The following is a 13,493-nucleotide window of genomic DNA, read 5'->3' on the forward strand; positions in this document are numbered from 1 at the left end:
CGTTGGCCCTACAATTCATCGGTTTTCTTGGTCCCAGCCCGATGGGCTGGGCTAGGTAAACTTCCGGGGCTTTGCCCCTAAATACAAAAACGCAACTTCAAAACTCACGCGTCGAGTTAGGATGGTAATTGCGATGCGTCCTGTAAATAACGGGGGTAGCTAAGACGGACGCTCTTTCTCGCGTCACGACTGCTTCTTTCGATTCGCGTCTTGCTTGAATCAGCCTTGGCGAATTTTTTTCTGAATTCCCCCCTCTCTTCGTGAATCTGCCCCGCGTTCTGCGGTTAAGACGCTACGCCACGATTGCGCTTCGGCGTTGATCATGCGTTTCAAGCCGGCATTTTGGCTCGCCATTTGCCTACTCAGCACAATCTCACAGCGTACTGCGCTGTGCCCGCAGGTTTTCCTTCTGCGTCGCTTCTTGATTTCCTCATCCGCTCCTCTTCCGATCGAGTTCCCATGGACGTACGCGACAAGCTCGCGATCCTTGCCGACGCCGCCAAATACGATGCCTCCTGCGCCAGCAGCGGTGCCAAAAGCACACGCGCCGGCAGCAAGATCGGCAGCACCGAGGGGATGGGAATCTGTCACAGCTATACCCCGGATGGTCGCTGTATTTCGCTGCTGAAAATCTTGTTGACGAATTTCTGCATCTACGATTGCCAGTACTGCGTCAATCGCGTTTCCAGCGATACCCCGCGAGCTCGTTTCACGGTCGACGAAGTCGTGTCGCTAACGATGGAGTTTTACAAACGTAATTACATCGAAGGTTTGTTTCTTAGTTCGGGGATCATCCAGAATTCGGACTACACGATGGAGCAGTTGATTGCGGTCGCCAAGACGCTCCGCACCGAGCAACACTACGGCGGCTACATCCATCTGAAAACGATCCCCAATGCGTCACAATCGTTGATCGAAGAGGCGGGGAAATGGGCGGACCGATTAAGTGTGAACATCGAACTGCCAACCGAAGGAGACCTCTACAAACTCGCACCGGAAAAGAAGAAGCCGCAGATCGTCAGTGCGATGCATGGGATTCGTGACAAGATCGACGAGACGAAACAAGAGCAAGCATCGGGCTTCAAGCCGCCCTCGTTTGCTCCGGCAGGCCAAAGCACGCAAATGATTGTCGGTGCGACCGAGACGCCTGATTTGGAGGTGCTGAAGACTGCATCGGAACTGTATGCCGGGCAAAAATTGAGACGCGTTTACTATTCGGCGTACAGTCCGATTCCGCATGCCGATGCTCGGTTGCCAGGGCAATCACCGCCGCTGATTCGTGAACATCGGCTGTATCAAGCCGATTGGTTGATGCGGTTTTATGGATTCCAGGCGAACGAGATCGTGGCCGAAAAGGACCAGAACTTGTCGTTGGACATCGATCCAAAATTGGCCTGGGCGCTGGCGAATCGTCATTTCTTTCCTGTCGATGTGAATCGAGCTAGTCAGGAAGAATTGTTGCGGATCCCTGGGATTGGAGTTCGCAATGTCCAGCGGATCTTGAGCCTGCGGCGGCACAAGCACCTGCGCACAGCGGACTTGAGAAAGTTGCGAGTCGCTTGGAATCGAGCCAAAGTGTTTGTGTTGACCGCCGACCACAATCCCGGCGTCGCCAATCTCGACAAGCTGAGCCTTGGAAAACAAGTCGCACCAAAATCGCAACAGTTGATGTTGTTCGATGCCGCAAGCTCGGCGATTACGGGTGAGGTGTAGTCGCGCGATGACCTATTTCGTGAATGTCGAAACGTTTTCGCAGTGGCGTGATGAAGCACGCTCGTTGCTGGTGGGCGGCATTAAACCATCGGAAGTTCACTTCGCCAGTCATGCGGACCAGCCTTCGTTGTTCGATGTTGCCCCCGCCTCGGGATCGAGCAAGGTCGTCCCCACGGTGCCGCCTGCGTTTCTGGAAATCGCCAAGCATGTCGCCTGTCATCGGGACGCAGGCCGATGGGAATTGCTGTACCGCACGCTATGGCGATTGACGCATGGCGAACGGCATTTGCTTGAAATCTCGACCGATGACGATGTCTATGCGTTGAATCAGATGAAGAAAGCGGTCACTCGCGACGTGCATAAAATGAAAGCGTTTGTGCGGTTTCGCAAAGTCGTGGCGAAATCGGAGAATGAGGATGCAGAACAGGAAATTTACATCGCATGGCACCGGCCCGAGCACCGCATTGTCACGCTGGCGGCTCCGTTTTTCTCGCGGCGGTTCAAGGCGATGAATTGGACGATCTTGACGCCCGACGAATCGGTTTCGTGGGACCAACGCGAATTGCGATATGGCCCCGGCGTTCCCGTCAGCGAGGCACCTGACGCGGACTCGCTCGAGGATCTTTGGAAGACCTATTACGCATCGATCTTCAATCCTGCACGTGTCAAAGTCGCGATGATGAAACGCGAGATGCCAGTGCGGCATTGGCCAACGCTGCCTGAAACCGAATTGATTCCCGAATTGCTTCAGCAAGCTCCCACTCGCGTTGCCGAGATGATTGCCAACAACGAAGGGTTTGCCGAAACGGCGACGCACTACATGCCCAGCAACACTTCGCTGGATTCGCTGAAATTGGCTGCGACGCACTGCCGCGCTTGTGATTTACATCAATGTGCAACACAGATGGTATTCGGCGAAGGCCCGTCGTCGGCGCGTATCGTGATTGTCGGAGAACAACCTGGCGATCGCGAAGACATCGCGGGACGCCCCTTTGTGGGGCCCGCCGGTCAACTACTTGACGATGCCTTGCAAACGTTGAGGATCGACCGCGATGACGTTTATATCACGAACGTGGTCAAACATTTTAAATTCACCGAGCGTGGTAAACAGCGTTTGCACAAGAAGCCAAACTCGCGAGAAATCTTTGCCTGTCGGCCTTGGTTAGAAGCGGAAATTGCGACGATCCGTCCCCAGACCATCGTGTGCCTTGGCGCGACGCCGGCGTCCGCGTTATTCGGGCGTGATTTTCGAGTCACCAAGCAACGAGGCGAGGTGATCGCAACGGATTGGTGCAAGCGTACGATCGCAACGTGGCACCCCGCCGCGATTCTGCGGATGCCTGATCCCGATCGACGGGCACAGATGCAGCAGCAATTCGTTGCCGACCTGGCTTTGGCACTTGATCGATAGGCAGTAAAGCAGGTTGATTTTTGAGCCGTGACGCGTGAGCGGCCGGGGATCACGCATTACCCAGGGGCTTGGGAGCGCGTCCGGCTAAAAAAAAGTCACAACCCGCCGCGTAAGCGAGGGACTACTAGCTGATCGCATCCGTTAAATGAAATTTTCGGAACGAAATATGCCTGTCTGCTTTCATAGGTGCACCGTTGCGCGGACGCGACCAACGAGAGAAATATGAACGAATTATTAGAAACCACACCGAGAGGGCTGTATTGTGCGGCGGGCGATTTCCATATCGATCCGCACCAAGCGGTCGATCGCGCTGTGGTGACGCACGCGCACACCGATCATGCTCGCTGGGGTTGTCGTCGCTATTTGGCGGCCGAACGGAGTGAGCATCTGTTGCGGATGCGAATGAACGACGATGCCGAGTTTCAATTTTTACCTTTTGGTGAATCGATCAAAATCCGAGGCGTTGACGTCAGTTTTCACCCCGCCGGTCACATGCTCGGTTCAGCCCAAGTGCGGCTGGAGTACCGGGGCAAGGTGGCTGTGGTCACGGGCGATTACAAGTTGGGGGAAAATCCGACTTGCGAACCATGGCAACCGATCCGATGTGATCTGTTGGTGACCGAGTCGACGTTTGGATTGCCGGTCTACCGCTGGGATCCCGAACAAACGATGACCGATTCGATCAACCAGTGGTGGCGTGACACCCGTGACGAGGGCCGATGTTGTGTGCTGTATGGCTATGCGGTCGGAAAGAGCCAGCGATTGATTGCAGGATTAGATCCGGCCATCGGGCCAATCTATACGCATGGGGCGGTCGAAAAAGGAACCGAGGCGTATCGGAAAACCGGTGTCACGCTGCCACCAACCACCTACGTCGGCTCGGTCGAGGGAAAACATGATTACAGCGGAGCGATGGTCGTGGCGGTACCGAGTGCTCATGGGACACCGTGGATGCGTCGCTTCGGTCGTATTCGCACTGCGATGGCGAGCGGATGGATGGCGGTACGCGGAGCCCGGCGGCGGCGATCGGTCGATCGTGGGTTTGTCGTCAGCGACCATGTTGATTGGCCATCGCTGTTACAGGCGGTTCAGCTGTGCGATCCCGAGATGGTTTGGGTGACGCATGGCTACACCGCGGCCGTCGCTCGCTACTTGCAAGAGAACGGACGAGACGCACGCGTGATCGATTCGCGAGGTCGCGGTGAATCCGACGAGGATGCTTCGGCGTCGGGCGTTGACGAAGGGTCTGAGTCGGGCGTCGCCGAGGGAGACGAGTCATGATTCGCTTCGCAGCCCTGTTCACCGCCTTGGACTCGACGACCAAGACCAACGAAAAAATTGCCGCGATGGCGGATTATTTCGCGGATGCGACCGCTGCTGATGCGGCTTGGGCGACGTACTTTTTGTCCGGCAACAAGCCGCGGCAATTGGTGCCGACGAAACTGCTACGTTTGTGGGCATCCGAAGAAGCGAACATCCCGTTGTGGTTGTTTGAGGAATCGTATCACGCGGTGGGCGATTTGGCGGAATCGCTTGCTCTCGTCGTGCCGCCAGGCGAATTGGTGGATGATTTGTCGCTCGCCGAATGGATGGAAACTCGGTTGTTGCCGCTTCGCTCGATGGACGAAACGCAACAACGCGAAGCGATCACAAAGATTTGGCGTGAATCGACGCCGAGTATGCGATTTGTGATCATGAAGCTGGTCACCGGAGCGTTTCGGGTCGGAGTGAGCAAACGATTGGTGACGCGGGCGATCGCGATGCAATCAGGGATTTCGGCGGATGTGGTTTCGCATCGCTTGATGGGTAATTGGAAACCGACCGCTGCGTTCTTTCAAAAGTTGGTTGATCCCGACGTGCAAGACACCGTCGCGAGCCAGCCCTACCCGTTCTGTTTGGCTCATCCGATTGATATCCACGAAGGCCCCGAGTCGTTAGGGGATTCGGACGACTTCGTAGCGGAGTGGAAATGGGACGGCATCCGTGGCCAAGTGATTCGTCGCAGCGATCAGACGTTTATATGGTCACGTGGCGAGGAATTAATGGAGAACCGTTGGCCCGAGATCGATGCGGCTGCGGCGCTGATGCCCAACGGAACCGTGATCGACGGTGAAATTTTGGCGGCCAGAGCGGACGGGCAAGTGTTGCCGTTTGCTCAATTGCAGCGACGGATCGCCAGAAAAACGGTGGGCAAAAAATTGCTCGCAGAGGTGCCGGTCGTGTTCCATGCATTTGATTTGCTCGAACGCGACGGCATCGATTTACGCGACCGTCCGTTCGCCGAGCGACGCACTGCCTTGGACGACTTGTTGCGAGATATCGAGCATCCAAATTTACGCGTGACGAAGTTGATTGAGGCACCGTCGTGGGACGATTGGGCCCAAATTCGCGAAGGCAGCCGCGATCAGAATGCCGAAGGATTGATGCTGAAACGCAAAGACGCAAAGTATGATGTCGGCCGCGTGCGAGGAACGTGGTGGAAGTGGAAGGTGGCTCCGTACACGATTGATGCGGTGCTGTTGTATGCACAAAAAGGGCATGGGAAACGGGCCAGCTTGTATACGGATTATACGTTTGCGTTGTGGGATGGCGGGACGTTGGTGCCGTTTGCCAAGGCGTATAGTGGATTGGATGACAAAGAGATTCGGCAAGTTGATCATTTTGTCCGCCGCAATACGAATGAGTCGTTTGGTCCGGTACGCAGCGTGACGCCGACGTTGGTGATGGAGTTGGCATTTGAAGGACTGCAGCGATCTCCGCGGCACAAGAGTGGAATCGCGACTCGGTTCCCACGAATTGTCCGCTGGCGTCACGACAAGAAGCCCGAAGATGCGAACCAGTTAAGCGAATTGTTAGCCCTTTTGCCAAACTAATCTCCCCGTAGCGAAAGTCGCCAACGGCTTGTTGATTTAAGCCAAATGCAAATCGAAACGGTGAGCCGTGGGCCGTAAGGCACCGGGTGGTGCGTGGGACCCGGCCGCTGACGCGTCACGGCTCACTAAATCAACAAGTCGCCAAGACTTTCGGCATCATGGGAAATGGAAATTACCGAACAGGAAGCCTATCCACATTGACACTTGCCATGCTTCAAACACCACCGCAATCCGAAACGCCATTGCAATCGGTTGATCGCTACTTTGCGTCAATCGGATGGAAGCCGTTTCGTTTCCAGCGATCGGTATGGCGAGCTTACGCTGGCGGATCGAGCGGACTGGTTCATTCGGCGACCGGAACCGGCAAAACGTTGGCGGTTTGGATGGGCCCGATCCTGAAGTGGATTAAAGAGAATCCGGATCGCAGCAAGTGGAATCCGAAACGTCCGCCGCCGGTGCGTGTGTTATGGATTACGCCGCTACGAGCCCTGGCGGGCGATACCGAGGCCTCGCTGCGTGCTCCGATCGAGGGACTGGGGTTGCCATGGCTGCTCGAGTCGCGTACCGGCGACAGTAAGGCGAGCGCCAAGGCGAGACAGAACAAACGGTTGCCAACCGCACTGGTGACGACGCCCGAGAGTTTGTCGTTGATGTTGACGCATGAACGTCTGCTCGACCAATTGCGGGGATTGGAAGCGGTCATTGTCGACGAATGGCACGAGTTGTTGGGGACAAAACGCGGCATCCAAACTGAGTTGGGATTGGCCCGCTTGAGAAAATTGAATCCTCAGCTTCGCACGTGGGGAGTGTCGGCGACGCTCGGGAATTTAGACGATGCTCGCGAGTCGTTGGTGGGTGTCGATCCGGTTGGCGACGTTCGCGTGATCCAGGGCTATACGAAAAAACGGTTGAAACTTGAATCCTTGATCCCCGCGAACATGGAACGGTTTCCTTGGACGGGGCACATCGGGACCAAAATGGTCCCTCAAGTTGCCGAGCTGATTGCGAAGGTGAAAAGTGTCTTGGTGTTCGCCAACACTCGTTCGCAAACCGAAATTTGGTACCAACATCTGTTGAAACAGCGGCCGGATTGGGCCGGCGAGATTGCCTTGCACCATGGATCGCTCGACACCAGTGTTCGCCGCTGGGTCGAGAATGGACTGCGTGATGGTTCCTTGCGAGCAGTTGTTTGTACCAGCAGCTTGGATTTAGGAGTGGATTTCACGGCGGTCGATCTGGTCATTCAAATCGGCAGCCCCAAAGGTGCCGCTCGCTTGCTGCAGCGTGCCGGTCGAAGCGGTCATCAACCCGATGCCGAGAGTCGCTTGGCGTTTGTGCCCACCAATGCGATCGAGTTAATCGAGCTTGCGGCCGCGCAAGATGCGATTCGCAAAGGACACCTCGAAGCGCGACCGTTGCTGCGGAAACCACTGGATGTTTTAGCACAACACGTGGTGACGATTGCGATCGGAGGCGGATTTACCGCGGATGAATTATTGCAAGAGCTGCGCACCACGTACGCCTATCAATCGCTGAGTGATCCCGAGTGGCAATGGGTGCTTGATTTTGTGGTGCGTGGCGGAAGTTCACTCGAAGCTTATCCCGATTTTCACCGCGTCAATGTGCATAGCGGTCGCTACATCGTCGAGGATCGGCGGCGGATCACGGCGCACCGGATGAACATCGGCACGATCGTTTCGGATGCGTCGATGAAAGTGAAATTTTTGAAAGGCAAAACGCTGGGGACTGCCGAAGAACACTTTTTATCAAAGCTGAATCCGGGAGATCGGTTTCTGTTTGCGGGTCGTTTGGTTTCCTTGGTTCGCGTGCGAGACAATGTCGCCTATGTCCGCCGAGCGACGGGGGAACCTGATTCCGTACCACGCTGGATGGGCGGGCGAATGCCATTGTCGAGTGAACTTAGTGCCGAACTGCGGTTGAAAATCGAGCAAGCGGCGGCTGGCAAATTTGTCGGACGCGAGATGAAGGCGTTGCGGCGATTGTTCGAGATCCAAAGTCGCTGGAGCGTGCTGCCGCGAAGCGATCAGTTTTTAATCGAGCGGATTGAAACTCGCGGTGGTCACCAATTGTTTCTGTTTCCGTTCGAAGGACGGTTGGTCCATGAAGGATTGTCTGCGTTGCTGGCGTATCGAATCTCGCGGTTTCAAAAGACCACCTTCACGATGGCGTGTAATGACTACGGGATCGTGTTGCAGTCGCCGCACCGGGTCGATATTGATGACGCAATCGCTCGCAAGATCTTTTCCGCCGACGATCTCGTCAACGATATTCTCAATAGCATGAATTCGACAGAGATGGCGAAACGTCAGTTCCGCCAAATCGCTCGTGTGGCCGGGCTGATCCAACAGGGATTTCCAGGACGCGGAAAAAGTACAAGTCATATCCAAGCGAGCAGCAATTTGTTCTACGACGTTTTTAGCCAGTACGATCCCGACAATCTGTTGCTAGAGCAAAGTCGTCGCGAGGTGTTGGAGTTGCAACTTGAATCGTCGCGAATGTTTGACGCTCTCGACCGGATCGAGCGGAGTGAGATTGTCGTCACCGAGCCACCCAAAGTAACGCCGTTATCGTTCTCATTGCTGGTCGATAAGTTGCGAGATCGCGTTAGCAGCGAAACGCTGGCCGATCGGATTCGGCGATTGCAATCGCAACTCGAGAAAGAGGCGGACAAGGAGGATTAAGCGATGAAGCAAATCATGGATGTGGAAGTCGCGGGCATCGCATTACAACTCTGCGCTGATCGAGCGGTGTTTTGGCCAGAGCAGCGGGCGTTGTTTGTGGCAGATACTCATTTTGGCAAAGCCGCAACGTTTCGGCGTCACGGCATCCCGGTACCAAGCGGCAGCACGGCGGGGACGTTGCACAAAATCGACTCGCTATTGCAATCGACCAACGCGACTCGGTTGATCATTCTCGGTGACATGTTTCATGCCCGTTCATCACTATCGCCTAAGGTGTGCGAGTTGCTCGAGGCCTTTTTTGCCAAACATGACGAGATCGATTTCACCTTGGTGTGGGGCAACCACGATACCCAGGTCGGACGACTGCCGTCATCGTGGCCGATCGAGGTGGTTGAGCCCGGAGCGAGGATGGGGACGGTCGCATTGGGACATCATCCGGTGCCCGTTCCCGGCGATGCCTCGTTGTTGTTATGCGGTCATTTGCACCCGGCAGTTCGCTTTGCCGTCGGTGGCGAGGATTTTGGAAAACTGTCCTGCTTTTGGCTTTCGGAACGTTGTTTTGTGTTGCCGGCGATTGGTGGGTTCACTGGCACGCATGTGATTCGGCCGCAACGCGGTGATCAAACTTGGTTGATTCTTGATGATGTGATGGCCGGCGGCAATGATGACGGTACGTTGCTTCATCAACACTATCGATGACGTCGGAAATGCGGTATGCGGTTTGCGGCGTTTTGACCTTCGAAATAATGGCTTGGCTTTGAATCACGCAGGCAACCACGAACGGATCTGATGGGATATTGGAAGCAAACTTTCGCGGAATTTTCAGCGGATCGTTGCACCACGCTGGCAGCAGCGTTGGCTTATTACACAGCCTTTGCGCTGCCGCCGCTGCTGTATTTGTTGTTGACAATTTTGACATTTGGAATGTCGCTGGCTTACGACTCGGATCACGCCAAGGCCGAGGCTCACGAGGTTTTGACGACGCAGACAGCACAGTTGATTGGTAATGAATCGATCAGTAACGAAATCTCTGCGATCCTGAAAAGCAGTGACGAGACGTCGGGCAAATGGTGGAAGACGCTACTCAGTTTCGGCGGCATTGTACTCGGTGCGACCGGTGTGCTGTCGGCACTTCAAGACGCCATGAATCAGGTTTGGGCGGTCCGCCCCGACCCCGACAAATCGGGTGTGAAAGCGATGATTCGCAAACGTGTGATGTCATTTGTGATGATTCTTGGATTGGGGTTTCTGCTGCTCGCATCCCTGATCGTTTCCTCCGTGGTGGCGGCTGCCGGTGAGCGATTAACAGAAATGATTGGAATCCGATTCGGCCTCGTCAGCGGTCTCAGCTATCTGGTTCAAGCCGCGGTCGTGATGATCGTGTTTGTGTCGATCTTCAAGTGGATGCCCGATGCCAAAATCGAGTGGCGTGAGGTGATGGTGGGCGCATCGATTAGCACCGTTTTATTTCTCGTCGGTCGCTTTGCACTCGATTGGTATTTTTCATTTGCCACGCCCGGAGCCCAGCTGAGCTCCGCCGCCGCTTCGATCGCGGTGTTGTTGGTGTGGGTGTATTACACGTCGATGATTGCGTTGTTCGGGGCCGAGTGCACTCAGGTTTATGCCGTTCGCTATGGCCGAGGAATCCGCCCCGATCGTCACGCAGTGCATGTCGTCGAGTCGATCGAGCGAGCCTAGGATTCATATTCCTCGGTAGCAAAACTTGCTAAGCGTTTCGTTGCGGAGAAACGCCGAACGTGTTTTGGGCGTTCGCTGTAACCCTGGACGATCGTCCGTCAACCTGCTTGTTCAGAGAGCACTTTTTCAGCGATTTGCGGGGGGCGGGGCGTTTCGTCAACATTGCTTTACGAAAGTGAATTGTTTTTCTTGCCTTGGGATCGCGGCACATGATTCGCTGCGTAGTAGTGCTACTACACCACCCTTGCAAAACAAAGGAACAATAAAATGTTAGTACCCATTATCGGTTGGATGATCTCGGGATTGATCATCGGTTTAATCGCGCGTGCCCTCGTTCCCGGCCGTCAAGCGATTGGGATTTTGCGGACCATGCTGCTTGGAATCGTCGGCTCGTTTATCGGTGGATTCGCAGGTTTTTTGCTGATGGGAGGCGAACCGCTGCAAGCCTCGGGATGGATCGGATCGATCATCGGCGCGGTTATCTTGCTGGTTCTCTTTTCCCGGGGTGATCGAGTGACGACCTAGATCCACACCGATGTTTCTAACCCCAACGCCAAGCCCAGATATTGGAGAGTTGAAAATGGACATTCCACAAATTCACTCAGAGTCAGATGGCGTCGTCGGCACGATGGGCGAGATCCATTTGGCTGCGGGAAAGCACGTTGCGATGCGTCAATGGCGAGAGGATCCAGGCGGATTTTCGAAATCGCATTGTCGTGATTACGAGACCGTTGTTTTTTTGCTGCGCGGGGTCATCCAAATCGAATTGGATGGCGGGACGGCCACGATCAAGGCCGGCGATTCATGGCTCGTTCCCGAAGGAGCACCCCATCGCTATCGAGTCGTCGAACCGATCGTGGCGGTAGAAGCCACCAGCCCGCCCGCCTGTTTCGGCGAGCATGACGAGATCGACAGCACTTCATACAAAAACCATACACAAAAGCCCCGATAGTCTCCTCGGGTCTCAGTGAGCCGCGATCTGCTTTACTTCGTCGGCGTTGAGGCTGCGATCAAATACCGCCACCTCATCAAGCCGCCCCTCCCAATTGGAATTGTTGTCGCTGCGGCCTCCGACAAAGATCTGGTCGAGTCCAGGCTGGGGCTCTGTAACCGAGTCACTTTGTAATTCAGCGGTCTCGTTTCCATTTAGGTAGACTCGCACCTTCGATCCGTCACGCACGAGAGCAAGATGGTTCCATGTCCAACGTGGGATCACGGTGGTTCCAACCAGAGTTTCGTTGCTCGTCCCCTGTTTGAAAATCAAACGTCCCGCCTCGTCACCGCTGCCGGCAACCCCCAAATGCTCGCCGAATTTGGTAATGCTGTGGGCGTGGTCACGAGAAAACAGCCAGCCAGAAACCTCACGTGCTTCATCGGGCATGCCGTTCCAAAACCACATCGACACACTGTAACCCTGTGGCGTGTTTCCGATTCTCGATCGCAATCGCCCGCCTGCGAAATGGGCACAACGATTCGGTTCCCCGTCGGCTGTTAGCGCCGCCGATGCGGGGCCTTCCAAAAAGAAAACGACGCCTGGTTCGTAGATCGCATCGCGATGATTTTTGCTGCTGTCGCGAGCAATTGGAGCTTCCATTTCGTCCAGACGCCAATAGGCAAGCGGCTTGGCGTCGAGCGTTGCTTGACACGCCGGGCCCTTGGCTTGAGTGACCGCACGCCGAGGTTTTCCAGAGACCTGTTCGATCAGTCGCATCCCGGCGGCAACAATTTTGGGTTCCGCTTGCACTTCGAGCCCCGCTGAACGGGCTGCCCAAGTATTGTAGCCGCCCAGAGGATGTTGTTCCGCAGGCGGAATGTAACCATCGGCTCCGTTGGCGAGTTCAATCACCATCGTTTTTTCAAACGGACTCTGCTGTTTCAGCTTCAACCCAGAAAGGGCGTACGTTTCGTTCGGCGTGGTGGCGATCGCGATGTCGCCAATTCGCATCGCTTGCACCACCACCTCGGTCGATTGTAGATCGTGCAGCAAGACTTGTTCGCGCGCGTACACCTCTGTAGTGGTTTTTGGTAACTCGCCCTCGAGTGTATCGACAATTTGCTGAGCCCACTGCAATCGTTGCTGATCGGGGACGCGGTAGTTCAAGCGAAATCGAGATTCAGCCATGTCGATCGTATCCGCGTCATCAAACTCGATCGTCTCGAGCGTCTCGGTGGCGATGTTCAGCAGTGCATCGGTATAGGCTTGGATCGTGTCGTATTGACTCGGCTCGGCGGCGGCATAGTCGCGTCGCCAGATATCGCCGCTGCATCCGTGTGACATCGTAGCGACAACATTTTTAGCGTCAGGGTATTTTTGTTGGATGTAGTTTTGCATGCCATTGCAATACAGCCCGTAGTAGTCGGCACTGATCGGAGAATCGCCAAAGTAATGCATCGAGAAATTCGACAGCACGGCGATCGGAACCCCGGCGTTGGATTCAAATGCGATCATCGACAACTCGGGGTCCTCGGGGCCCGATTCGCCCGTTACATCGTCGGGGTTGCGAGCGGCGTGCATGTTCGCTCGTACGGTCGGGTTGCCAAAGGGATCGTTGTCGATCCGGTCGGGACGCCGAATCCAACGTCGCAGCGCGGTGAATTCCGCCGCCTCGGCGGCCCCCCATCCGACTCGCGCGGGCTGCATGTTGGCTTCCGCGTTGACGATCGATTCGACGATCCGCTCTCGCAGTAGCGGTATGTAGGTCAAATCGGCATCGGTTCCCAGTGCGCCGAACGCCGATGGCGCGGTATGCGTGTGAGTGGCCGAAATCATGATGTGATCCGGCTTAAGCTGAGTGCGTTTGGCGGCTCGATTTTTGGCGTCATCCAACAGCATCTTGGGCACCATGCAGCTATCGACCACGACCAGGGCGATCGATTCGCTGCCGTCGCTGATCACGATCGCTCGCGAACTGACGGGCGTTTTAATTTGCTCGGCGGTTTTCGATGTCATTCCGCCGTTGACCAGGACGGGGAACTGAGTCGGCGAGACATCGACAATGGCCGCTCCGACTTGCAGCTCGGCCAGGGCGGCTGAGTTCGATAGAAAAGTCAGTGTGGTGGCGAGCGCGGCGGCTAAACAGAATCGGATCATGGGAA

Annotated in this window: 10 protein-coding genes; 9 read left to right on the forward strand and 1 reads right to left on the reverse strand. The window is 55.5% G+C overall.

The features are described 5' to 3' along the window. Positions 1 to 459: 459 nt before the first annotated feature. From ABD971_RS16640 to ABD971_RS16680, 9 genes are all read left to right on the forward strand, one after another. Positions 460 to 1,713, forward strand: coding sequence for a putative DNA modification/repair radical SAM protein (locus tag ABD971_RS16640; protein ID WP_345323872.1), 1,254 nt, complete (start codon positions 460 to 462; stop codon positions 1,711 to 1,713). 7 nt (positions 1,714 to 1,720) lie between these two features. Then, positions 1,721 to 3,124, forward strand: coding sequence for a UdgX family uracil-DNA binding protein (locus tag ABD971_RS16645; protein ID WP_345323874.1), 1,404 nt, complete (start codon positions 1,721 to 1,723; stop codon positions 3,122 to 3,124). Positions 3,125 to 3,346: 222 nt separating this feature from the next. After that, the gene (locus ABD971_RS16650; RefSeq protein ID WP_345323876.1) at positions 3,347 to 4,405 is read left to right on the forward strand and encodes a ligase-associated DNA damage response exonuclease; all 1,059 of its coding nucleotides are present in this window, start codon (positions 3,347 to 3,349) and stop codon (positions 4,403 to 4,405) included. Further along, positions 4,402 to 5,997, forward strand: coding sequence for an ATP-dependent DNA ligase (locus tag ABD971_RS16655; protein WP_345323878.1), 1,596 nt, complete (start codon positions 4,402 to 4,404; stop codon positions 5,995 to 5,997). Before ABD971_RS16650 ends, ABD971_RS16655 begins: the two co-directional genes overlap by 4 nt. Before the next feature lie 209 nt (positions 5,998 to 6,206). Continuing rightward, positions 6,207 to 8,699 (forward strand): ligase-associated DNA damage response DEXH box helicase, encoded by a 2,493-nt coding sequence (locus ABD971_RS16660; protein WP_345323880.1) that lies wholly within the window; start codon positions 6,207 to 6,209, stop codon positions 8,697 to 8,699. Positions 8,700 to 8,702: 3 nt separating this feature from the next. Beyond that, the gene (pdeM, locus tag ABD971_RS16665) at positions 8,703 to 9,398 is read left to right on the forward strand and encodes a ligase-associated DNA damage response endonuclease PdeM (protein ID WP_345323882.1); all 696 of its coding nucleotides are present in this window, start codon (positions 8,703 to 8,705) and stop codon (positions 9,396 to 9,398) included. Between the two features lie 90 nt (positions 9,399 to 9,488). Beyond that, positions 9,489 to 10,397 (forward strand): YihY/virulence factor BrkB family protein, encoded by a 909-nt coding sequence (locus ABD971_RS16670; protein ID WP_345323884.1) that lies wholly within the window; start codon positions 9,489 to 9,491, stop codon positions 10,395 to 10,397. 267 nt (positions 10,398 to 10,664) lie between these two features. Next, positions 10,665 to 10,922 (forward strand): GlsB/YeaQ/YmgE family stress response membrane protein, encoded by a 258-nt coding sequence (locus tag ABD971_RS16675; RefSeq protein WP_339943264.1) that lies wholly within the window; start codon positions 10,665 to 10,667, stop codon positions 10,920 to 10,922. Between the two features lie 55 nt (positions 10,923 to 10,977). Continuing rightward, positions 10,978 to 11,349 (forward strand): cupin domain-containing protein, encoded by a 372-nt coding sequence (locus tag ABD971_RS16680; RefSeq protein WP_345323888.1) that lies wholly within the window; start codon positions 10,978 to 10,980, stop codon positions 11,347 to 11,349. Between the two features lie 12 nt (positions 11,350 to 11,361). Here ABD971_RS16680 and ABD971_RS16685 read toward each other — a convergent pair whose 3' ends face one another. After that, entirely contained in the window at positions 11,362 to 13,488 is a 2,127-nt protein-coding gene (locus ABD971_RS16685; protein ID WP_345323890.1) for a neutral/alkaline non-lysosomal ceramidase N-terminal domain-containing protein, read from the reverse strand. Between the last annotated feature and the right edge of the window lie 5 nt (positions 13,489 to 13,493).

This window comes from Novipirellula rosea, from assembly GCF_039541335.1.
Taxonomy (GTDB): Bacteria; Planctomycetota; Planctomycetia; order Pirellulales; family Pirellulaceae; genus Novipirellula; species Novipirellula rosea.

Excerpts from the sequence above, each read along its gene's own strand:
- ABD971_RS16640 (WP_345323872.1), top strand. The coding sequence starts at position 460 with ATGGACGTACGCGACAAGCTCGCGATCCTTGCCGACGCCGCCAAATAC.
- ABD971_RS16645 (WP_345323874.1), top strand. The coding sequence starts at position 1,721 with ATGACCTATTTCGTGAATGTCGAAACGTTTTCGCAGTGGCGTGATGAA.
- ABD971_RS16650 (WP_345323876.1), top strand. The coding sequence starts at position 3,347 with ATGAACGAATTATTAGAAACCACACCGAGAGGGCTGTATTGTGCGGCG.
- ABD971_RS16655 (WP_345323878.1), top strand. The coding sequence starts at position 4,402 with ATGATTCGCTTCGCAGCCCTGTTCACCGCCTTGGACTCGACGACCAAG.
- ABD971_RS16660 (WP_345323880.1), top strand. The coding sequence starts at position 6,207 with ATGCTTCAAACACCACCGCAATCCGAAACGCCATTGCAATCGGTTGAT.
- pdeM (WP_345323882.1), top strand. The coding sequence starts at position 8,703 with ATGAAGCAAATCATGGATGTGGAAGTCGCGGGCATCGCATTACAACTC.
- ABD971_RS16670 (WP_345323884.1), top strand. The coding sequence starts at position 9,489 with ATGGGATATTGGAAGCAAACTTTCGCGGAATTTTCAGCGGATCGTTGC.
- ABD971_RS16675 (WP_339943264.1), top strand. The coding sequence starts at position 10,665 with ATGTTAGTACCCATTATCGGTTGGATGATCTCGGGATTGATCATCGGT.
- ABD971_RS16680 (WP_345323888.1), top strand. The coding sequence starts at position 10,978 with ATGGACATTCCACAAATTCACTCAGAGTCAGATGGCGTCGTCGGCACG.
- ABD971_RS16685 (WP_345323890.1), bottom strand. The coding sequence starts at position 13,488 with ATGATCCGATTCTGTTTAGCCGCCGCGCTCGCCACCACACTGACTTTT.